The sequence below is a fragment of the Stenotrophomonas maltophilia R551-3 genome (assembly GCF_000020665.1).
In the GTDB taxonomy this organism is placed as follows: domain Bacteria; phylum Pseudomonadota; class Gammaproteobacteria; order Xanthomonadales; family Xanthomonadaceae; genus Stenotrophomonas; species Stenotrophomonas maltophilia_L.
Window position 1 is genome coordinate 4,535,081 of the sequence record NC_011071.1, and the last position, 19,261, is coordinate 4,554,341.

Here is a 19,261-nt window from a genome sequence, read left to right on the forward strand (position 1 = left end):
AGCGCCGGGCCATGCCCGGCGTCCTTACGCCACGGCAACAGGACGGTTCAATGAGTTACGACATGATGGTGTTCGAGGCCAGTGCGGCCCCGCGCGAGGCTGCGGCTTTCATCGCCTGGTTCGAAAAGCAGACGCAGTGGAACGAGCGCCACGAGTACGACGACCCGGCGGTCAGCAGCCCGGCACTGCAGGCGTGGTTCGCGGAGATGGCACAGGAATTTCCGCCAATGAACGGGCCGCTGAGCAACGACGAGGACGACCGTGCCGAGGTGACCGAGTACAGCATCGGTAGTCAGGTGATCTACGGCGCGTTCGCCTATTCGGTGGCCGAACGTGCGCATGGCCGCGTGCAGGACCTGGCCGAGAAGCACGGCGTGGGCTTCTTCGACGTGAGTGCCGACGAAGCGGCGATCGTGTTCCCGGATGGCCTGGTGTTGATCGCGGAGTAACTGGGGTCGGAGCCCGTTCCCGTTGGGGACGGGATCCGACCCCGCGTCAGAACAGCTGGCCCTGCACGGTGGGCTGTTCGATGCGCGCCGGTGCTTCAGCCACCTCTTCCGCACCCAGCCGCCAGGCCAGACCACCCAATCGGCTGGCGTGGCGCTTCAATGCGGCCTGCAGCACATCGGCGCTGCCGGCCACATGCAGCACCTGGCGGGCGCGGGTCAGGCCGGTGTAGACCAGTTCGCGCGACAGCACGCGGCTGTCCTGGCGTGGGAGCTGCAACCACACTTCGTCGAACTCCGAACCCTGCGCCTTGTGCACGGTCATCGCGAAGGCGCTTTCATGCGCGGGCAGTGCGGCCGGGTGGAAGGCGCGCGGCTGGTCGACGCTGTCGCCGGGGAACCAGGCCACCATCGCGCCGCTGCCATCACGCAGGCAGATGCCGATATCGCCGTTGAACAGGCGATGCCGGTAGCTGTTCTCGGTGACCAGCAGCAGGCGACCCTGGAAGTAGCCGGGGGTGTTGCCGGCCAGCAGCTGTTCGATGCGGCTGTTGAGCCCGCGTGCGCCCTGCGGGCCTTCGCGCAAGGCGGTCAGCACACGCAGGCGCCCGGCCTGCTGCAGGGCAAGCACTGGATCAGCCGCGTCGGCCAGTGCTCGCCAGTGGCCCAGCAGGTGCTCGCGCTGGCCACGCAGCGGATCGGCCTCGCCTTCGTGGAAATGCACGCCGGCCAGTTCACCGCTGCGCAGCAGCTGCAATGCTGTGCTGCTGTCGCCCTCGCGCACGGCGTGGGCCAGCGGTGCCAGATCCAGCGCATCGCTCTGCCGGTAGCCGCGCTGCAGCTGCACGCGGCGCCCGGCGAAGGCGCGTGGTGCGGCCTGCGGCTGCAAGATGGCCGGCGCCAGAAGACCATGCAGTGCCTGCGCGTCATCAGCGCGGGTACCGATGCCATCACCGCTGGCACGCAGGATCGCGCTGAGCACGTCGCCGGCCTCGACCGAGGGCAACTGATCGGGATCGCCGAGCAGGATCAACCGGGTGCCGCTGGCGATCGCGTCGACCAGCTTGGCCATCATCGGCAGATCGATCATCGAGGCTTCGTCGACCACCACCACATCCACCGGCAGCGGATTGTCGGCATGGTGGCGGAAGCGCGGTGAATCGGGAATCACGCCGAGCAGGCGATGCAGGGTGGTGCCGGTACTGGGCAGCGCCGCGCACAACGCCGGGTCCAGTCCTTGTTCCTGCAGCCGTTGCACGGCGACGCGAAGGCTCTCGGCCATGCGCTCGGCGGCACGCCCGGTGGGCGCGGCCAGCGCCACCTCGGGCAGCGGCTGGCCGGCGTGCCGGGCCTGCGCGGCCAGCAGCAGCAACAGGCGCGCGATGGTGGTGGTCTTGCCGGTGCCGGGGCCGCCGGTGACCAGCGCCAGCGGATGGCGCAGGGTCACGCCGGCGGCGCGTGCCTGATGATCTTCGCCGCCCAGTGCCTGCGGGAACAGCTGCGCGAACAAAGGCGCCAACGCTGCCATGTCCGGCGCCGGCAGCGGATGCCGGCCGATGCGCTGCAGCCCAGCCGCCAGCTGACGCTCGTACTCGCGATAGCGGCGCAGGTAGAGCAGGCCGTTCTCCAACACCAGCGGCGCATCCTCGGCGATGGCGTCGGCCTGCTCCGGCGTCGCGACCCACGGCGATGCGCACAGCTGCTCCAGCCAGTCCTGCGCGGCAGGCCACTCGGGTACGCCTTCCAGCAACCGCTGCGGTTGCGCCGGATCGAACGCAGCATGGCCTTGCGATACCGCCAGCGACGCAAGCGCAGCCGCCAGCGCCACGCTCTCGGGCGTGTCGTCGCGCAGCCGCTGCAGGCTGGTCGCTAGTGCATGGTCGAGGGTGCGCAGCAGGCCCTTCTGGTGCAGTTCCTTCAGCAGGCTCATGCACTGGCTCCACGGGCACGCGCAGCCAGTTCGGCCTGGGCCTGTTCGCCACCGGCGAACAACGCATCCAGGGCATCCACCAGCGCCAACGGGAAGCGGTCCACATGCACACCGTTGCCGGCGGCATCCAGGCCGCGGCAGAACAGATAGCGGATGCCGCCCATGTCGCGCTCGTAGTCGTAGGCCGCACCCAGGCGGAAACGCAGCCAGCGATGTAGAGCCACCGTATAGATCAGCGCCTGCAGGTCGTACTCGCTGTGGCGCATGGCAATGGCCAGCAGGTCCGGGCTGTAGCCGGGCAGGCGGTTGGATTTGTAGTCGAGCACATACCAGCGCCCGTCGCGCACGTAGGTCAGGTCGATCATGCCGGTCATCAGCCCTTCCAGGCGGCGGCGCTGCCCGAAGCCGCGACGCGTGCTGGAAACCCCATGTGCATGCAGCACCTGCAACAGCGCCGGCACCGTGGTCGGTTCGATGGCGAAATGGAAGTCGATTTCCGCGCGGCGCTCGCCTTCACCCAGGCTGTGCAGCGCACCGCCCTCGGGCAGCGGCACGGTGAGCGTGTGGCCCACCAGCGGCACCAGCACCGCCACGCCATCGTCCAGGTCGGCATCGGCATAGCCTTCGTCGTGCAGCGCCTTGCGCAGTACCTCGGCCTGTCCCTCAGGGGCTTGCAGACCTGGCTGCCAATCACCCCATGCGGCGAAGTCGACGTTCTCCATCGCCTCGTGCAGCACATTGCCGAAGCGACTGCCCATGAAGCGCGGGTCGATCGGCGCGCTGTCTTCGGCGGCCACGGTGGGTTCGGGCAGCGCCGGTTCCAGCGGCAGTTCCGGGCCGGCCGGTTCGTCGGCCGCCGGTGCCGGCAACTCGGTGGCCGCCGCTTCGATATCGTTGCCAACACCCGCATCTGCGTGGGCCAGCTGGGTGAAGCTGTAGACCCACCAGTCGTGCGGCACGCGCCGGGTCAGAGCACGCACCGCCGGAAGGTCGCCTTCCACTTCGGCCGCCAGCTGCGGCAGCGCGGCCGGTGCCTCACTGTCATCGATGTGCACATCGGCGTGCGCGCGCAGCGCCTGCAGGTCACCCAGCAGCGGCGCCAGCCGCGTCTTGCCGAGCCCGGCCAGATCACCCACGGCGATCCACAGCGCATGCTCGGCACGGGTCAGTCCCACATACAGCAGGCGCGCATCCTCGGCCCGCTGCTCGCGCTCACGTTGGTTGCTGGCCGCTTCCCAGGCCTCGTCCTTGTCCAGTTTCCAATGCAGCTGGCGCTGGCCACCGACGTGCACCGTGCAGTGCGAGGCGGTGTTCGGTGCGCCGCCGTCGATGCCGACGAAGGGCAGGAACACCAGCGGATACTCCAGGCCCTTGCTCTTGTGCAGGGTGATGATCTGTACGCGCCGCGCATCCGATTCCAGGCGCAGCAGCTGCTGCTCGTCATCCTGATCGGCGCTGGCCATCTGCCCCTGCAGCCAATCCAGCAGGCCGTGCATGCCCAGCGCCTGCGCCGAGGCTTCCTGCAGCAGTTCGCCCAGCTGCAGGTAATTGGTCAGGCGGCGCTCGCCATCGATCAGCGCCAGCAGGCGTTCGCCCTGTGCGGCACAGACGTCGGCGATCACTGCGAACGGTCCGCCGCGCTGCCAGCGCTCACGCCAGTGCAGCAGTTGTGCCTGGAACTCGCGTTGCAGGTCGCCCTCGCGTTCCATCGCCGCTATCGCACTGGCCCGCTGGCCAAGCAGCACGGTGGCCAGCACCGCACGCAGGCGGCCTTCGTCGGCGGGTTGCAGCAGCGCCAGCAGCAGCGCGCGCAGATCACGTGCTTCGCTGGTGGCGAACAGGCTCTGCTTGCCGGCCGCCACGGCGGGAATGCCGACCGCTGCCAGCGCGCGCTGCACCAGCGTGGCCTCGCGATGCGAGCGCACCAGCACCGCGATATCACCGGGTTGAACCGGGCGTCCACGCAACACGGCATTGCCTGCACGCGCCTCGACCAGGATCTGGTGAATCGCAGCCACGCAGGCCTGGGTCGCGGCATCACGCGAGGCGTCCGCACTCATCGCCTTGTCACCGCCACTGCGCAGCACGCGCAGGGTGAGTGCCGTGGCGGCATGGCCATCACGCTGGTAGTCCTCGTCGATGCGCACGCCACCGGGGCGCACCGGCTCGAACTGGATGTCGCGTTCGAGGAAGGCGTCTTCGCCACCGTTGTCGTACAGCGCCTGCAGCGCGCGCAGCACCGCCGGGCGTGAGCGGAAGTTCTGGTCCAGCACCGGCGCCTGCTGCGCCACCTGCTTGGCCTTCAGGTAGGTGTGGATATCACCGCCGCGGAAGCCGTAGATCGCCTGCTTGGGGTCGCCGATCAGGAACAGCGCCGGCGCCAGGCCGAGTTCACGCACCTCCGGCGAATCGCCGAACACGGTGTGGAAGATGCCCCACTGGCGATCGTCGGTGTCCTGGAACTCATCGACCAGCGCGATGCGGTACTGCGCACGCAGTTGTTTCACCAGCGTCAACCGTTGCGGGCCTTCCAGTGCCAACGCCACGCCATCGATCAGGTCGTCGTAGGTCTGTACCCGGCGCGTGCGCTTCAGCGCCTGCAGGCGCTGCGTGGCTTCGGCGCGAAGCGCGTGCAGGAAATTCAATGCAGTGGCACGCAACCAGGCATCGCGTTCGGCCAGCAGCGCTACATAGCGCGCCAACGGTTCCTGCAATAGCGACGACGGCGTGCGGTCGAGGAATTTCTTGTTGGTCTTGTCGGCCAGCCCATCCGGCAGCAGCGCCGGCAGGCGCTCGCTGGCCAGCAGCTCGCGCGGGTCGCCGCGCTCAGCCCAGGCCAGCAGCTGTCGGCCCAGCGGGTGCAGCCAGCCCAGCTTGTAGGACACGCCGTTGATCCACTTGTTGTCGACGGCATCGCAGAGGTCGATGAAGAACTGCTCGCCATGTTCGCGCACGCTTGCGGACAGTGCCTCGGCCGCGCTCTGCAGCGCCGGGTGTGGATCAGCCAGCGTCACCGGCTGTGGCAACGGGTGCAGTGGCGGCGTGCCCAGCAGCGCGCGCAGATCGGCCGCCAGCGCGTCCGGGTTGGACCACAGCCAGGTCAGCGGCTCCAGCGTGGCCGGGTCATTGGCATGCACGCGCCACAGATCAGCGGCCAGCTCCTCCAGCAGTTCACGATCGCTGGCCAGCAGTTCCGGCGGATCAAAGGTGTGGCCGCTTTCCAGCGCATGCTCGCGCAGCACGCGGGTGCAGAAGCCGTGGATGGTGAAGATGGATGCCAGGTCGATTTCGTCGGCAGCCACCTGCAGGCGGCGCTTCAATGCAGAGGCGCTCTCGGAGCCGCCCTGCAGATGACGCTGCAGCACGTCGCGGGTCAATCTCGCGTCGGGTGCTTCACCCTCGGCCGGTTCCAGATCGACCAGGCGCGCGGCCAGCGCCAGGCGCTCACGGATGCGCTTGCGCAGTTCCTGGGTGGCCGCATCGGTGAAGGTCACCGCCAGGATCTGGCCGATGCGAAGGCCCTGCTCCACCACAAGGCGGGTGAACAACGTGGCCAGGGTGAAGGTCTTGCCGGTGCCTGCGCTGGCTTCGATGAGGCGGATGCCGTCCAGCGGCAGGGCCAGGTAGGGATCGCCCGCCATGCGCTGGGTTTCCTTGTCTGCGATGGCGGTGTTCATGCGTTGCCCTCCTGGCGTGCTTCGGTGCCGAGAGTGCGGCCTTCGCGCACCGCGCTGAAGACCACCTGGCTGTTGCGCAGCAGCTCGGCATAGCTGGCATCGGTGGCGAACGGGTCGGCACCGCGCAGCAGCAGCTGCCAGGCGTCGCTGCTGGATTCGCCCCAACTGCGGTCGCTGCCATGCCACTGCTTCCAGCCTTCGCTGCGCTGTTTTTCTGCCGGTGCGTTGTACAGCACCCAGCCGGTATACGGGGCAAAGCGCAGCGGCTCACGCAGGCCGCGCTGGCGCAATTGCAGCAGCGCACGCAGCGCGGCGCGTGCAGCGGGGGCGCTCAGTGCTGGCAGCACATGCGGGCCGGGACCGGCGTCACCGCCATCGTGGAACTGCACCAGCGGCAACGCATCGCCGGCGGCGTTGGCCAGCAGCCAGTCCAGGCCCTGGCGGATCACTGCATTGCCATTGAGCGTGCCGGCCCGCAGGCGCACCAGCCCTTCGGGATGCCGATCAGCCACGCGGCCGTGCAGGCGCACGCCGTCGATGTCCACTTCGTAGCGACGGCTTTCCAGCGGTTCGCCCTGCATCCAGCCCAGCAGCGCACTGGCATACGGGCGCGTCTTCAACTGCTCCACCTCGAACTGGCGCTCGCCCAATGGACCCGACGGCAGCAGTCCACGCGCGCGCAGTCGCGGATACAGCGGCTCGGAATCGCCGCTGAGCGTGGCGCGCACCACGGCCGCCTGCACGCTGCGCTTTTCCGGGCCGCGCGATGACAGCACCAGCGGTTCCAGGTCATCGACCTCCTCGACATCGTCGGCCAGGCGCAGGCCCAGCGACTGCGCGAGGAACTGCCCGGCCGGGTCGCACAGGAAACGGCGCAGGGTATCGAGCGCGACCTCGTCTTCCACTGCATCGTCGAGCGGCGGCGGCAACGGTGCGTCGAACCACGGCTGCAGGCCGCCGCGCTGGCCGGTGAGGCGGCCGGCAGCCGGATGCCACTGGCGGCGATAGCTGAAGCGACGCGGGTCGCCATCACCGAATGCGGCGGGCGAGAACGGCTGCAAGGCATGGCGCACGGTGAAGTCGCGGACCGCCGCAGGCGGATCGAGGTGATACGCAGCGGCGGCATCGATCAGTTCACTGACCAGCACCGACGGCTCGCGCACGCTGCCATCGCGCGGATCGGCGCCGAGATAGCTGAGATAGAACACCTCCTGCGCGGCGGCGAACAGCTGCAGGAACAGGAAACGGTCGTCCTCGCGGGTGGAGCGGTCGCCCGGTCGGCGGCGCGGCGTGTCCAGTTCGGCGGTGAGCTGGTTGAGACCGGCCGCCGGGTCACGGCGCGGGAAATCGCCATCATTGAGGCCCAGCACGCAGATCACCCGGAATGGCAGCAGGCGCATCGGCACCATGCGGCCGAAACTGATGCCACCGGTCAGCAGCGGTGCGCGCGTATCGGCCTCGGACAGTGCACCGGCAAAATGCGAACGCACCACCTCCGGCGGCACGCCGTCTTCGAAACCGGCCTTGGCGGCATCGTCGGCAAACTGGTTCAGCAGCTTGCGCAGGCGCTCCAGCGCGCGCTGGCTGTTGGGCGAACTCGGCGCGGTCGGCAGCAGCGCATCGAGCAGCGACAGCAGGCGCTGCCGCCACTGCGCCGGGGTCAGCAGCTCACCGAGGCGACGCTGATAGACCGCCAGCACGCGCAACAGGCGCAGCAGCCGGTCCAGCGCGTCCAGTGCACCACCTTCCAGTTCGATCCACGGCGCGACACCGGCCAGGTCGGCCTCGCTGCCGGTGGCGTGACCGAGCACCAGGCGGTCCAGTGCGAACTGCCAGGTGTAGGCGTCGTCGGCCGGCGCCTGGTGCTGGTGGCGGTGCTTCGCATCCAGGCCCCAGCGTGCACCGGCCTGCTGCAGCCAGCCGTGCAAGCGGTCGAAGTCCACCGCTTCCAGCCCGGCCGCTTCGGCCAGCGGTGCACTGGCCAGCAGGTCCAGCACTTCATTGAGCCCGAATCGCGATACCGGCAGGCCCAGCAGGTGCACGAACACATCGGCCAGCGGTTCACCGGCCAGCGGGCTGCTGTCGGCCAGCGCATAGGGGATGTGCTCCTCCTCGCCACCACGGCCGCCGAACACCGCTTCCAGGTACGGCACGTAGGGATCGATGTCCGGCGCCAGCACCGCGATCTCGCGCGCCTGCAGCGGCGGGTCGAAGCGCGGGTCCTGCAGCAGGCTGCGCAGCTGGTCGTGCAGCACCTGCAGTTCGCGCAGGCGGGTGTGGCAGGCGTGCACCTGCAGGCTGGGGTCGTCGCTGCGCAGGCCGTCGCGCAGCTCACCCGAGGGCAGCGCGCGGCGGTGGAACAGATCGCGTTGCAGGCGATGCAGCAGGCTGTCGGACAGGCCGCCTTCGTCCAGGGTCGGCCGGGTGTCCTCCTCCGGATCGGAATAGGCCGCAATCTCGCCGGCCGGGTGCACCACCTCGTAGCTGCCCAGCACCGCCATGAAGTCGCGGCCCGCCGCGCCCCAGGCTTCCAGCAGGCGGTTCTCGCCGGCCGCTTCACCGAAGGGATCAGGCGCGCCGCTGCGCAGCCGCTCGGCCAGGGTCTGCAGATCGCCCCAGTACGACTGCACCGGGGTGGGCATATAGAAGTGCAGCTCGCCGACCCGTGCCTGGGTGGCCATCACCCGCAGCACATCGGGCGAGATGTTGAGCGTCGCGAACGCGGACATGCGCAGCGGCAAGCCCTGCGGCAACGGCTTACCGGCGCCCTCGAAGCGGTCCAGGTATTCCTGGATGCGGCGCGCGCGATAGTCGTGGCCGTGGGTGATGGTGCGCCACAGGATCGCCTGCGGGTCGGCCGGATCGGCACCGGCGGCCCAGCGCAGCAGCCAGTCACGGCGCCAGGCCTGGTACTTCTCGAACACCGAGGCCAGCTCGCCGGCCAGCGCCCACGGCTTCAACGCGTCGCCACCGGCAAGATAGGACTGCAGCGCGCGCATCGGTGGCTGCGCCAGCAGTGCCGGGTCACGCAGTGCCTGGTACAGCTTCCAGTGCAGGCCGGCTGCATCCAGGTCGTCCTGCTCGCCGCTGATGTTGGCCTTCAGCGCGCGGGCCACGAATTCGCCCGGGGTGAGGAATTCGAGGTTGGCGGCAACGCCGAATTCCGCGGCCAGTGTCGCTTGCAGCCAGCGCCGCATCGCCACCTGCGGGATCAGCACCACCTCCGGCGCCAGCAGCGGCTGGCCAGGTACCGGCGCACGCACGTTGCGTGCCAGCAGCGCGGCCAGCACGTCCAGGGAGTTGGAATGGTAGAGGCGGAAATCGCTGCCCGGGTCACTCATCGTGCACAGTGTGCAGCACGGCACGCAGTATTCAATGATCCGGGCCATCGCCGGTACGGATTGTTCCGGGACCCCTGCCGATTGTCCCGGCCTGCGCGAGGCCTTGCCGTGCAACAATACTGGACCGTCCAGTCTGCTTATGTTCAGCAGACGGGCCCGATCCTTCGATGTCTAAAAAACGTTAATGGTGCCCATGTCGGCTTCCGCCTCCAGTCTGGTGCAGTTATCCAACGTCCGCATCGACCGGAGCGGGCGCACGATCCTGCGCGACGTGTCGCTGCAGGTGCCCAAGGGCAGCATCACGGCGGTGCTCGGTCCGTCGGGCAGTGGCAAGTCGACCCTGCTGGCGGCGCTGACCGGCGAACTGCGCCCGGTCGCCGGCGAGGTCACCCTGTTCGGCAAGCCGATTCCGCACGACAGCGGCGCGCTGCTGGAAATGCGCAAGAGCGTGGGCGTGCTGCTGCAGGGCAATGGCCTGCTGACCGACCTCACCGTGGCCGAGAACGTGGCGCTGCCGCTGCGCACCCACACCCGCCTGCCCACTGCGGTACTGCGCCGGCTGGTGCAGATGAAACTGCATGCGGTGGGCCTGCTGGCCGCCGCCGATGCCTGGCCGCGCGAGCTGTCAGGTGGCATGGCGCGCCGCGTGGCGCTGGCCCGTGCACTGGCGCTGGACCCGCCGCTGATGATCTACGACGAGCCGCTGACCGGGCTGGACCCGATCGCCTCGGGGGTGATCATGAGCCTGATCCAGCGCCTCAACCACAGCCTGGGCCTGACCAGCATCATCGTCAGCCACCACGTGCACGAGACCCTGCCGATCTGCGACCAGGTGATCGCGATCGCCAATGGCGGCATCGTGTTCCAGGGCACGCCCGAGGCACTGCAGTCCAGCCAGGACCCGCTGCTGCGGCAGTTCCTGCACGGCCAGCCCGATGGCCCCATCCCGTTCGATGCCGCGCCGCGCGCGAGGGTCGCCTGATGCCGTTCGTTCAAGCCACCCGCTCGCTGGGTCGTGCCGGCCTGTTCTCGCTGACCGTGCTGCGCGGTTCGCTGCCGACCCGTGATTTCCTGGCCGAGCTGACCCGCGAGATCTACAAGATCGGTGCGCGCTCGCTGCCGATCATCGCCGTCGGCGGTGCCTTCGTCGGCCTGGTACTGACCCTGCAGGGCTACCGCACGCTGACCACGTTCGGTGCGGCCGACGCACTATCGACCCTGCTTGGCCTGTCGCTGTACCGCGAACTGGCACCGGTGCTGACCGCGCTGCTGTTCATCGGCCGCGCCGGAAGCTCGATCGCCGCCGAACTGGGCCTGATGCGCGCCACCGACCAGATCAAGGCGCTGGAGCTGATGGCCATCGACCCGGTGGCCAAGGCCGTCGCGCCACGCTTCTGGGCGGCGGTGCTGACCGTGCCGCTGCTGACCGGCATCTTCTGCTCGCTGGCAATCAGCGCCAGCTACTTCGAAGCCGTGCACGTGCTCGGCCTGGACAATGGCGTGTTCTGGTCGGCGCTGCGTGGCAGCGTGGACTTCTGGGACGACTTCGGCGTGGCGATGCTGAAGTCGGCGATCTTCGGCGGCACTGCCGCGCTGGTGGCCGCCTATGTCGGCTTCCACGCCGAACCGACCATTGAAGGCACCTCGGTCGCCACCACCCGCGCGGTGGTCAACGCCTCGCTGCTGGTGCTGATGTTCAACTTCGTGCTGTCGGCAATGTTGTTCACCTAACCCCTCCATCGGCGGCGCGCATCGGCGCGCGGCCACCACGACTGATCAGGTACTCCACATGGCCATCCGCGGTCCCAGACTTGAATTCTCTGTCGGCGCTTTCCTGCTGCTGGCCCTGGCCTCGCTGATGGTGCTGGCCGTGGCCTCGACCAACCAGCGCTGGAGCTGGGGTGGCGAAGGCTATGAACTCAAGGCCCGTTTCTCCCAGGTCGGCCAGCTGCGCAAGCAGGCGCCGGTGAAGATCGGCGGCGTCACCGTTGGCCAAGTCGCCGCGATCGACCTGGACCCGGTGAAGTTCGAATCGATCGTGACCCTGCGCATGGACAGCAAGGTCAAGGATCTGCCGGCCGACACTTCCGCCGGCATCTTCACCAGTGGTTTGCTGGGCGAGAGCTATATCGGTCTTCAGCCCGGCGGCGATCCGGACGTGCTCAAGCCCGGTGAGGAGATCGTCTTCACCCAGCCGGCGGTGGACCTGATCCAGCTGGTCGGCAAATACATGTTCAGTGGCGGCGCCGGTGGCGGCGCTGCTCCGAAGCCCAACGATGGCGCGCAGGCGCCTGCAACGGAACCGCAACCATGAAGATGAAACTGATCCCGGCCCTGCTCGCCTCGTCGCTGCTGCTGGCCACCCCGTTCCTGGCCCAGGCGCAGGCCAGCGCTCCCGCCGCTGCCGCGACGCAGGGCCAGGCCGGCAAGGTGGTGATCGATGCCAGCAGCCGCATCCTGGCGACGCTGCAGCAGCGCAAGAGCGAGTTCACCAGCAACCCGGCCAGCCTGCGCAGCTACATCGACAGCGAGCTCAACCGCACCTTCGACCGCGACTATGCCGCGCGCCTGGTGCTGGGTACCCACGCACGCGGTGCCGCCGATGCGGACATCAAGCTGTTCGCCAATGCCATGGCCGACAACCTGATGCAGCGCTACGGTTCGACCCTGCTCAACATCCAGGGCAAGCCGAGCTTCCGCTTGAAGAGCGAGAGCCCGCTGCCGGGCAACCGTGGCGTGCGCGTGCTCACCGAGCTGGTGCGCGCCGGCAGCGAACCGACCCCGGTGGAGTACTGGATGCGCAATGAAGGCGGCCAGTGGAAGATCTTCGATGTGAACATCGAAGGCATCTCCTACGTGCAGACCTTCCGCAACCAGTTCGATGCTCCGCTGCGCCAGAAGGGCATCAAGCAGGTGGCCACCGAGCTGCAGAGCGGCAGCATGCAGGCCGGGCCCGCGGGCAATGGCAAGTAACGCGCTGGCGCTGCTGGAAGGCGACACCCTGCGCCTGCGCGGGGTGCTGGACCGTGCCGCGGTGATCGCGCTGTGGCCGCAACTGCAGGCACTGCCGGCGAAACTGGCACGGCTGGAGCTGGGCGAGGTCGAGCGCGTGGACAGCGCCGGCCTGGCCCTGCTGGCCGAGCTGGCCGCGCGTGCACGCACGAGCGGCCATCCGCTGGCGATCTCCGGCGCGCCGGCCGGCTACAACGAATTGAGCGCGGCCTACCGGCTGTCGCCCGACCTGGATTTCAACGCTACTTCTGCTGCGAGCTGACATGAACGTCGTACGCACTCTCCCCCTGATCGTCCTGGTCACCGCCCTCACCGCCTGCGCCGGCAAGCCCGCGCGCAGCGATGCACCGGTTGCCAGCACCGTGGTCCCGGCCAGCACCACCGCCGAGGCGCCAGCCGTCGATACTGCAACGGCCGAAGCCGGCTCGGCCGCGCCCGTTGCCAGCCCGCCGGCTGCGGCCAGTCTGCCTCCGGCCGCGGCCGCTTCCAGCGCCGACACCGACGCTGCGAAGACCGCAGCCGCCACCGCACCGGGCGGTGACGACGACTTCGACGCCCTCTACGGCGGTGCCGGCAACACCGGCAGTGCAGCGGCCTACGACCCGTGGGAACCGTTCAACCGCAAGGTGCACAAGTTCAACAACGCAGTCGACCGCGGCGTCGCCCGTCCGCTGGCCACCGCCTATACCCACGTGGTGCCGCGCTTTGCGCGTACCGGCGTCAGCAACTTCTTCAGCAACCTGCGTGCGCCGGTGACCATCACCAACCAGCTGCTGCAGGGCCGCGGTGGCGATGCCTGGGACAGCCTGGGCCGCTTCCTGATGAACAGCACGCTGGGTATCGGCGGCCTGTTCGATCCGGCCAGCAAGGCGATGGTGCCGCGTCGCAATGAGGACTTCGGGCAGACCCTGGGTGCCTGGGGCTGGCGTCGTTCGCGTTACGTGGAACTGCCGTTCTTCGGCCCGCGCACCGTGCGCGATGTGTTCGGCCTGGCCGGTGACATTCCGCTGTCGCCGATCCGCCGCATCGAAGAGGACAAGCTGCGCATCGGCCTGCAGGGCCTGCAGCTGGTCGATACCCGCGCCCAGCTGCTGGCGATCGACGACCTGCGCGACACCGCCGTGGACGAGTACTCGCTGGTCCGCGACGCGTGGATGCAGCGCCGCAACTACCAGATCGAGAACGATCTGCGCAGCAAGCGCGACCGTGGCCACGACGATGCCAATTCGCCGATCCCGGTCGATGCGATGCCGATGCCGCAGTGGACGCACTGAGTCCTTCCATCGGCGCATGAAAAACCCCGCCTCGGCGGGGTTTTTCTTTTGCGGCCCTGGATGGGGTCGGAGCCCTTTCCCATGGAAAGGGATCCGACCCCGACCGATCAGGCGGCCAGCGCGGCTTCGATCGCCTCGCGCACGCGCGCATCGTCAGCGGCCACGTCCGGGGCGAAACGGGCGATGACCTTGCCATCACGGCCGACCAGGAACTTCTCGAAGTTCCACAGCACCGCCGGTGCCGGATGGATCGGAATCTCCTTGCTGGCCAGGCGCTCGCGCAGCGGGCCTTCACCGATCGACTGCGGCTGGGCGGCGGTCAGCTGCTGGTACAGCGGGTGGGTGTCGTCACCGGCCACGCTGATCTTGGAGAACATGGGGAAGCTGACGTCGTAGGTGAGCTGGCAGAACTGCTGGATTTCCGCCTCGCTGCCCGGCTCCTGGCCGAGGAAGTTGTTGGCGGGGAAGCCCAGCACTTCCAGGCCCTGTGCGTGCTTTTCCGCATACAGCGCCTGCAGGCCTTCGTATTGCGGGGTCAGGCCGCACTTGGAGGCGACGTTGACCAGCAGCAGTACCTTGCCCTGGTAGTCGGCAAGCGAGGACGGCTGGCCGTCGATGGTGGTGAGGGAAATGTCCTGGATCGGGGTGCTCACGCGGGGCTCCGGCAACAGCGGGGAATGGCCCACCAGCATAGCGCCGCGCGATGCCGGTAGTGCCGGCCGCTGGCCGGCAATCATGCGACCGTTCGCAAGGGTTCATGAGGTTGCCGGCCAGCGGCCGGCACTACGATCAATCCACGCAGATCGTGCCCAGCGCCTTTCCATCCTCGATGCGCTGGCGGCAACCGAAGTTCTGGCTGGCGTCGCGCTGGCAGGTACCGGTGGCCGGACTGCCGGCGGCCACTTCGCCCGTGGCCAGGCACTGGCCGGTGCAGTCGCTCTTGCGGCTGCAGGCCTTGCCGGCATCAGCATGGGGAATCACGCATTGCTCGCGCTGCAGCCGGCCGAGCCGCTGCAGGGTGCCACCCGCTGCCTGGCAGTCGACGTCACGCGCTTCGCGGTACGCCTCGGCTGCTTCAGGGCTGGTGGCTGCGGCAGGTGTCGCCGCCGTATCGGCAGCCGGCGGTGCGCTGCTGCAGGCGGCAAGCAACGCGGTCAGGACGAGGCTGGTACAGAGGCACAGACGCATGGCGGTACCTGATCGAGACGGACAGGCCGCCAGCATACGCATCGACGATGCAGGCGGCGTGTCCGCGTGACTCAGGTCTCGTCGGTGTCGCCGTCGCTGCCTTCGTCCTCGCCCGCCGCATCACTCTCGGCCAGATCGCCCAGCAGCGACTGCGCCTGTTCGGATGCCAGCGACTCCACGCCACGCAGGCGCCGTTCGATCGTACGCGTCTTGCGGCTGGCCTCGCCGATGCTGCGACCAACCGTGGTGATCTGCTTCTCGGCCTTTTCCAGGATGCCGGCGAACTTGCCGAACTCGCTCTTCACCGCACCCAGCAGGCTCCACACCTCGCTGGAACGCTGCTCGATGGCCAGCGTGCGGAAGCCCATCTGCAGACTGTTGAGCAGGGCGGTGACCGTGGTTGGCCCGGCCACCACCACGCGGTGCTCGCGCTGAAGCAGATCAACCAGGCCCGGGCGCCGGATCACTTCGGCATACAGGCCTTCGGTGGGCAGGAACATCACCGCGAAGTCGGTGGTGTGCGGCGGCGCGATGTACTTGTCGCAGATCGACTTCGCCTGCACGCGTACCGCGCGCTCCAGCTGGATGCCTTGCAGGCGCACACCCTCGGCGTCGCCCTGCTCCTGCGCGTCCAGCAACCGCTCGTAGTCCTCACGCGGGAACTTGGAGTCGATCGGCAACCACACCGGCGTGTCGTCGCCGCTGCGACCTGGCAGGCGCACCGCGATATCAACCATCTCGCCGCTGTCCGGGCGCACCTTCACCGCACGTGCGTACTGCTCCTGGGTCAGCGTCTGCTCGAGAATGTTCTCCAGCTGCACTTCGCCCCAGCTGCCGCGGTTTTTGACGTTGGTCAGCACGCGCTTGAGGTCGCCGACGCCGGTGGCCAGCTGCTGCATCTCGCCGAGGCCGCGCTGCACCTGCTCCAGGCGTTCGGAGACCAGCTTGAAGGAATTGCCCAGGCGGGTTTCCAACGTCGACTGCAGCTTCTCGTCCACGGTGTGGCGCATCTGCTCCAGCTTCTGCGCATTGTCGTTCTGCAGCGCGCGCAGCTGTTCTTCCAGGGTCGTGCGCATTTCAGCGATGCGTTGCTCGTTGCGCTGGGTCAGTTCCTGCAGGCGCAGGCCCAGGCTTTCGGTCAGGCGCTGCTGCGACTGCGCACCTTCCTCGCGACCCTTGCGCGCATCGTCCACCAGGGTCTGGCGCAGCGCGCCGAGCTGGGTATCGGTGCGCCCGGTGAGTTCCTGCAGCTGCTGGCCGAAGGCATGGATGCGTGCCTCCTGCTGCTGGCCGAACACTTCCAGCTGCGCGCGCAGTTCCTGCAGGCGTTGGCCCATCAGCGCACCACTGCGCTGCTGGCTTTCAGCCGCTTCGGCACGCGCCTTGCGCGCGTCTTCGCCGAGCGCTTCGCGCAGCAGGTCCAGGCGCTGGTCGGTGCGGGTGGACAGATCGGTCAGCGCACGGGCGAAGCCATCGAGCTGTTCGCGCAGTTCACTGCGCCCGGAGCGCGCTTCCTCACGCACGGCCTGTTCCAGGCGGTCGTGCGGCGGGCGGCGCAGCAGGGCGACCAGCTGCAGGATGAGCACGGCCAATAGAAGGCCGCCAATAAGCAGATATTCGGTTTGCATGGGGCAAGTGTAGGCTGGCCGAGTCTCAACTGCTGCGTCAGGACCATGCTCACCCTGTACGGAAAGGCGACCTCGATCAACGTGCGCAAGGTGCTGTGGCTGGGCGCCGGGCTGGATCTCCCGCTCCACCACGAACCGGCGCCATCGCCGGCGCTGCTGGCCACGCTGAATCCGAACCTGCAGGTACCGGTGCTGCGCGATGGCGACTTCGTGCTTTGGGAATCCAACAGCATCTGCCGCTATCTGGCCGTGCGTAGCGGCCGCGACGACCTGCTGCCCGCCGCCCCCCAGGCCCGCGCCCGGGTGGAGCAATGGATGGACTGGCAGGCCAGCGACCTCAACAGTGCCTGGCGGCAGGTGTTCATGGCCCGTGTCCGCCAGCATCCGGATCATCCGGATGACGCCCGCGCCGAGGCCAGCCTGGTGCAGTGGAACCGGCTGATGGGCGTCCTTGATGCACAGCTGGCCACTACCGACGGCTACGTGGCGGGCAACACCTTCACTCTGGCCGACATCGTGCTCGGGCTGTCGACCCAACGCTGGCGCAGCACGCCGGGCAGCAAGCCGGTACTGGCACACGTAGATGCCTGGTTCGAGCGCCTGCGCGAACAACCCGGTTTCGCCGAGTACGTCGACAACGGTGTGGCCTGAGGCAGGGGTCAGATCCCTTCGGCGCGGAAACAACCTGCCTTACCAGCCTTCCAGCACGATCTTGCCCTTTGCGCGATGGCTCTCCAGCAGCGCATGCGCGCGCCGCAGGTTGCCCGCGTCGATGCGGCCGAAGTGCTCGCCCAGGGTGGTCTGCAGCACACCGCCATCGATCAGCTCGGCCACCCGGTTCAACAGATCGTGCTGGCGTTGCATGTCGGCGGTGCGGTACAGCGGCCGGGTGAACATCGATTCCCAGTGCAGGGACAGTGCCTTGCGCTTGAGTGCCATCACATCCAGCTGGCCCGGATCATCGATCAGCCCCAGCTGGCCCTGCGGCGCCAGCAGTTCCACGATCTGCGCGTAGTGCTGGCCGGTATGGGTCAGGCTGGCCACGTGCAGTACCTCGCTGATGCCAAGCCGTGCCAGGCCTTCGGCCAACGGCAGGCTGTGGTCGATCACATGATGCGCGCCCATCGCATAGACCCAATCCTGGGTATCCGGACGCGAGGCGGTGCCGATCACGGTCAGCTTGGTCAGCTTCCGCGCCAGCTGCACCAGGATCGAACCAACGCCACCGGCAGCACCGATCACCAACAGGGCCTGCCCTTCGCCACCGCCCTCGGGAATGCGCAGGCGGTCGAACAGCAGCTCCCAGGCGGTGATCGCAGTCAGTGGCAACGCGGCGGCGGCGGCATCACCCAGACTGGCCGGCTTGCGGCCGACGCTGCGTTCGTCCACCAGCTGGTACTCGGCATTGCTGCCCGGGCGGTCGATGACGCCGGCGTAGTAGACCGCGTCACCGGGCCGGAACAGGGTCACCTCGCTGCCCACCGCGTCGACGATGCCGACCGCGTCCCAGCCCAGCACGCGCGGGCCGTCGGTGGCCACGCCGCGGCGGACCTTGGTGTCGACCGGGTTCACCGCCACCGCGCGCACCGCCACCCGCAGGTCACGCGGGCCGGGCTGCGGCAGCTCCAGTTCGATGTCGATCAGGGCCTGGGCATCATCGATCGGCAGGCCGGCATGGGTATAGGCAATGGCGCGCATGGCAGCGGTCCAGTGGGGAAGGAGGCGACAGGTTGCGCCGCGCATGGCCCCGCAGAAAGGCGCAGAATCAGTCAGCACTTTCACTCTGGCAATGAAGATGATCCGCTTCGACGACCTGCAGCTGTTCGTCCGCACCGCCGCACTGGGCAGCTTCTCGCAGGCGGCACGCGAGGCCGATCTGCTGCCTGGCCAGGTTGCTGCGGCAGTGGCACGGCTGGAGCGCGAACTGGACCTGCGGCTGTTCGTGCGCACCACCCGCAGCCTGCGCCTGACCGGCGAGGGCGCCCTGTACCTGCCCTATGCACAGGAAGTGCTGGCTACCCTGCGTGAGGGCCAGGCGCGCGTGCAGGGCGAGGATGCCGAACTGCATGGCACCCTGCAGCTGTCGGCGCCGTCGGACTTCGGCCGCAACCTGCTGCTGCCGTGGCTGAGCGCCTTCCGCGCCGCGCACCCGCGGCTGCGCCTGCACCTGCGCCTGTCCGACGAAGTGGCCGACGTGTTCCGCGATCCGGTCGACGTGGCGATCCGCATCGGCCACTTCGACGACGCCAGCTACGTGGCGTTGCCCCTGCTGGAAGGCAACCGGCGCGTGCTGGCAGCCGCACCCGATTACCTGCAGCGGAACGGCATGCCCACGCGCCTGGAGGATCTGCGCGAGCACGATTGCCTGGTCTATCAACTCAATGGCCGCGCCTACGATCGCTGGTCGTTCGACGTGGATGGACGCCGCGTGGTGATGCCGGTGCGCGGCCCATTGGTCTGCGACGATGCCGACGTGGTGCGGCGCTGGGCGGTGGCCGGCGAAGGCATCACCTACAAATCCTGGCTGGACCTGCGCGAGGACGTGCTGGCCGGGCGCCTGCAGCTGCTGCTGGATGGTGTTGGCAGCAGCATTCCGCTGCAATTGGTGTGCCCGCACCGCAAGCAGTTCTCGCCGGCGGTACGGCAACTGCACGCGCAGCTGCGGCAGCACCTGCAACCGCTGCTGTCTGGCATGCCCAGTGGCCTCACCCGCCCCCTGTCGCCAACTGCGGCGCTGGCCGACAATGGCGGCCCCCCGTAACAAG

Annotated in this window: 16 protein-coding genes; 9 read left to right on the plus strand and 7 right to left on the minus strand. The window is 68.5% G+C overall.

What is annotated here, in order from left to right; translation table 11 throughout:
* The first annotated feature begins 50 nt into the window (after window positions 1-50).
* Entirely contained in the window at window positions 51-449 is a 399-nt protein-coding gene (locus SMAL_RS20415; protein WP_012512539.1) for a hypothetical protein, read from the plus strand.
* Window positions 450-495: 46 nt separating this feature from the next.
* Here SMAL_RS20415 and recD read toward each other — a convergent pair whose 3' ends face one another.
* The 3 genes from recD to recC are packed head-to-tail and all read right to left on the minus strand — an operon-like array spanning window position 496 to window position 9,394.
* Window positions 496-2,376: an exodeoxyribonuclease V subunit alpha gene (recD, locus tag SMAL_RS20420; protein ID WP_012512540.1), complete on the minus strand. Its 1,881-nt coding sequence runs from the start codon at window positions 2,374-2,376 to the stop codon at window positions 496-498.
* Complete coding sequence (gene recB / locus SMAL_RS20425) at window positions 2,373-6,053, minus strand: exodeoxyribonuclease V subunit beta (protein WP_012512541.1); 3,681 nt, start codon at window positions 6,051-6,053, stop codon at window positions 2,373-2,375. Before recB ends, recD begins: the two co-directional genes overlap by 4 nt.
* Window positions 6,050-9,394 carry an exodeoxyribonuclease V subunit gamma gene (gene recC / locus SMAL_RS20430; protein WP_012512542.1) on the minus strand — a complete coding sequence of 1,115 codons (3,345 nt, stop codon included), beginning with the start codon at window positions 9,392-9,394 and terminating at the stop codon, window positions 6,050-6,052. Before recC ends, recB begins: the two co-directional genes overlap by 4 nt.
* A 193-nt stretch (window positions 9,395-9,587) precedes the next feature.
* Between recC and SMAL_RS20435 the strand changes: the two genes are divergently transcribed.
* From SMAL_RS20435 to SMAL_RS20460, 6 genes are read left to right on the plus strand one after another with little or no spacing between them, the layout of a single operon-like run.
* Window positions 9,588-10,376, plus strand: coding sequence for an ABC transporter ATP-binding protein (locus SMAL_RS20435; RefSeq protein WP_041864700.1), 789 nt, complete (start codon window positions 9,588-9,590; stop codon window positions 10,374-10,376).
* A complete protein-coding gene (locus SMAL_RS20440) occupies window positions 10,376-11,125 on the plus strand; it encodes an MlaE family lipid ABC transporter permease subunit (protein ID WP_006404088.1) in 750 nt (249 codons plus the stop codon). Before SMAL_RS20435 ends, SMAL_RS20440 begins: the two co-directional genes overlap by 1 nt.
* A 58-nt stretch (window positions 11,126-11,183) precedes the next feature.
* Window positions 11,184-11,708, plus strand: coding sequence for an outer membrane lipid asymmetry maintenance protein MlaD (mlaD, locus tag SMAL_RS20445; protein ID WP_006404090.1), 525 nt, complete (start codon window positions 11,184-11,186; stop codon window positions 11,706-11,708).
* Entirely contained in the window at window positions 11,705-12,367 is a 663-nt protein-coding gene (locus SMAL_RS20450; protein WP_006404092.1) for an MlaC/ttg2D family ABC transporter substrate-binding protein, read from the plus strand. Before mlaD ends, SMAL_RS20450 begins: the two co-directional genes overlap by 4 nt.
* Complete coding sequence (locus SMAL_RS20455) at window positions 12,357-12,668, plus strand: STAS domain-containing protein (RefSeq protein ID WP_012512544.1); 312 nt, start codon at window positions 12,357-12,359, stop codon at window positions 12,666-12,668. Before SMAL_RS20450 ends, SMAL_RS20455 begins: the two co-directional genes overlap by 11 nt.
* 1 nt (window position 12,669) lies before the next feature.
* On the plus strand, window positions 12,670-13,680 hold the full coding sequence (locus tag SMAL_RS20460; protein ID WP_012512545.1) for an MlaA family lipoprotein: 1,011 nt from the start codon (window positions 12,670-12,672) through the stop codon (window positions 13,678-13,680).
* Between the two features lie 107 nt (window positions 13,681-13,787).
* Here the strand turns inward: SMAL_RS20460 and SMAL_RS20465 are convergent, their stop codons facing one another.
* From SMAL_RS20465 to SMAL_RS20475, 3 genes are all read right to left on the minus strand, one after another.
* Window positions 13,788-14,333: a glutathione peroxidase gene (locus SMAL_RS20465; protein ID WP_012512546.1), complete on the minus strand. Its 546-nt coding sequence runs from the start codon at window positions 14,331-14,333 to the stop codon at window positions 13,788-13,790.
* A gap of 136 nt (window positions 14,334-14,469) precedes the next feature.
* Window positions 14,470-14,868: a hypothetical protein gene (locus tag SMAL_RS20470; protein WP_012512547.1), complete on the minus strand. Its 399-nt coding sequence runs from the start codon at window positions 14,866-14,868 to the stop codon at window positions 14,470-14,472.
* 71 nt (window positions 14,869-14,939) lie between these two features.
* Entirely contained in the window at window positions 14,940-16,496 is a 1,557-nt protein-coding gene (locus SMAL_RS20475) for a DNA recombination protein RmuC (RefSeq protein WP_012512548.1), read from the minus strand.
* Between the two features lie 45 nt (window positions 16,497-16,541).
* On the opposite strand from SMAL_RS20475, the gene SMAL_RS20480 reads away from it, so the two are divergent.
* The gene (locus SMAL_RS20480) at window positions 16,542-17,147 is read left to right on the plus strand and encodes a glutathione S-transferase family protein (RefSeq protein ID WP_012512549.1); all 606 of its coding nucleotides are present in this window, start codon (window positions 16,542-16,544) and stop codon (window positions 17,145-17,147) included.
* Between the two features lie 39 nt (window positions 17,148-17,186).
* Here SMAL_RS20480 and SMAL_RS20485 read toward each other — a convergent pair whose 3' ends face one another.
* Window positions 17,187-18,194 (minus strand): zinc-binding alcohol dehydrogenase family protein, encoded by a 1,008-nt coding sequence (locus SMAL_RS20485; protein ID WP_012512550.1) that lies wholly within the window; start codon window positions 18,192-18,194, stop codon window positions 17,187-17,189.
* Window positions 18,195-18,285: 91 nt separating this feature from the next.
* On the opposite strand from SMAL_RS20485, the gene SMAL_RS20490 reads away from it, so the two are divergent.
* Complete coding sequence (locus SMAL_RS20490; protein WP_041864606.1) at window positions 18,286-19,257, plus strand: LysR family transcriptional regulator; 972 nt, start codon at window positions 18,286-18,288, stop codon at window positions 19,255-19,257.
* The last annotated feature ends 4 nt before the right edge of the window (window positions 19,258-19,261 follow it).

Excerpts from the sequence above, each read along its gene's own strand:
- SMAL_RS20470 (WP_012512547.1), bottom strand. The coding sequence starts at position 14,868 with ATGCGTCTGTGCCTCTGTACCAGCCTCGTCCTGACCGCGTTGCTTGCC.
- SMAL_RS20485 (WP_012512550.1), bottom strand. The coding sequence starts at position 18,194 with ATGCGCGCCATTGCCTATACCCATGCCGGCCTGCCGATCGATGATGCC.
- SMAL_RS20440 (WP_006404088.1), top strand. The coding sequence starts at position 10,376 with ATGCCGTTCGTTCAAGCCACCCGCTCGCTGGGTCGTGCCGGCCTGTTC.
- SMAL_RS20450 (WP_006404092.1), top strand. The coding sequence starts at position 11,705 with ATGAAGATGAAACTGATCCCGGCCCTGCTCGCCTCGTCGCTGCTGCTG.
- recD (WP_012512540.1), bottom strand. The coding sequence starts at position 2,376 with ATGAGCCTGCTGAAGGAACTGCACCAGAAGGGCCTGCTGCGCACCCTC.
- SMAL_RS20435 (WP_041864700.1), top strand. The coding sequence starts at position 9,588 with ATGTCGGCTTCCGCCTCCAGTCTGGTGCAGTTATCCAACGTCCGCATC.
- SMAL_RS20475 (WP_012512548.1), bottom strand. The coding sequence starts at position 16,496 with ATGCAAACCGAATATCTGCTTATTGGCGGCCTTCTATTGGCCGTGCTC.
- recC (WP_012512542.1), bottom strand. The coding sequence starts at position 9,394 with ATGAGTGACCCGGGCAGCGATTTCCGCCTCTACCATTCCAACTCCCTG.
- SMAL_RS20460 (WP_012512545.1), top strand. The coding sequence starts at position 12,670 with ATGAACGTCGTACGCACTCTCCCCCTGATCGTCCTGGTCACCGCCCTC.
- mlaD (WP_006404090.1), top strand. The coding sequence starts at position 11,184 with ATGGCCATCCGCGGTCCCAGACTTGAATTCTCTGTCGGCGCTTTCCTG.
- SMAL_RS20480 (WP_012512549.1), top strand. The coding sequence starts at position 16,542 with ATGCTCACCCTGTACGGAAAGGCGACCTCGATCAACGTGCGCAAGGTG.
- SMAL_RS20490 (WP_041864606.1), top strand. The coding sequence starts at position 18,286 with ATGAAGATGATCCGCTTCGACGACCTGCAGCTGTTCGTCCGCACCGCC.
- recB (WP_012512541.1), bottom strand. The coding sequence starts at position 6,053 with ATGAACACCGCCATCGCAGACAAGGAAACCCAGCGCATGGCGGGCGAT.
- SMAL_RS20415 (WP_012512539.1), top strand. The coding sequence starts at position 51 with ATGAGTTACGACATGATGGTGTTCGAGGCCAGTGCGGCCCCGCGCGAG.
- SMAL_RS20455 (WP_012512544.1), top strand. The coding sequence starts at position 12,357 with ATGGCAAGTAACGCGCTGGCGCTGCTGGAAGGCGACACCCTGCGCCTG.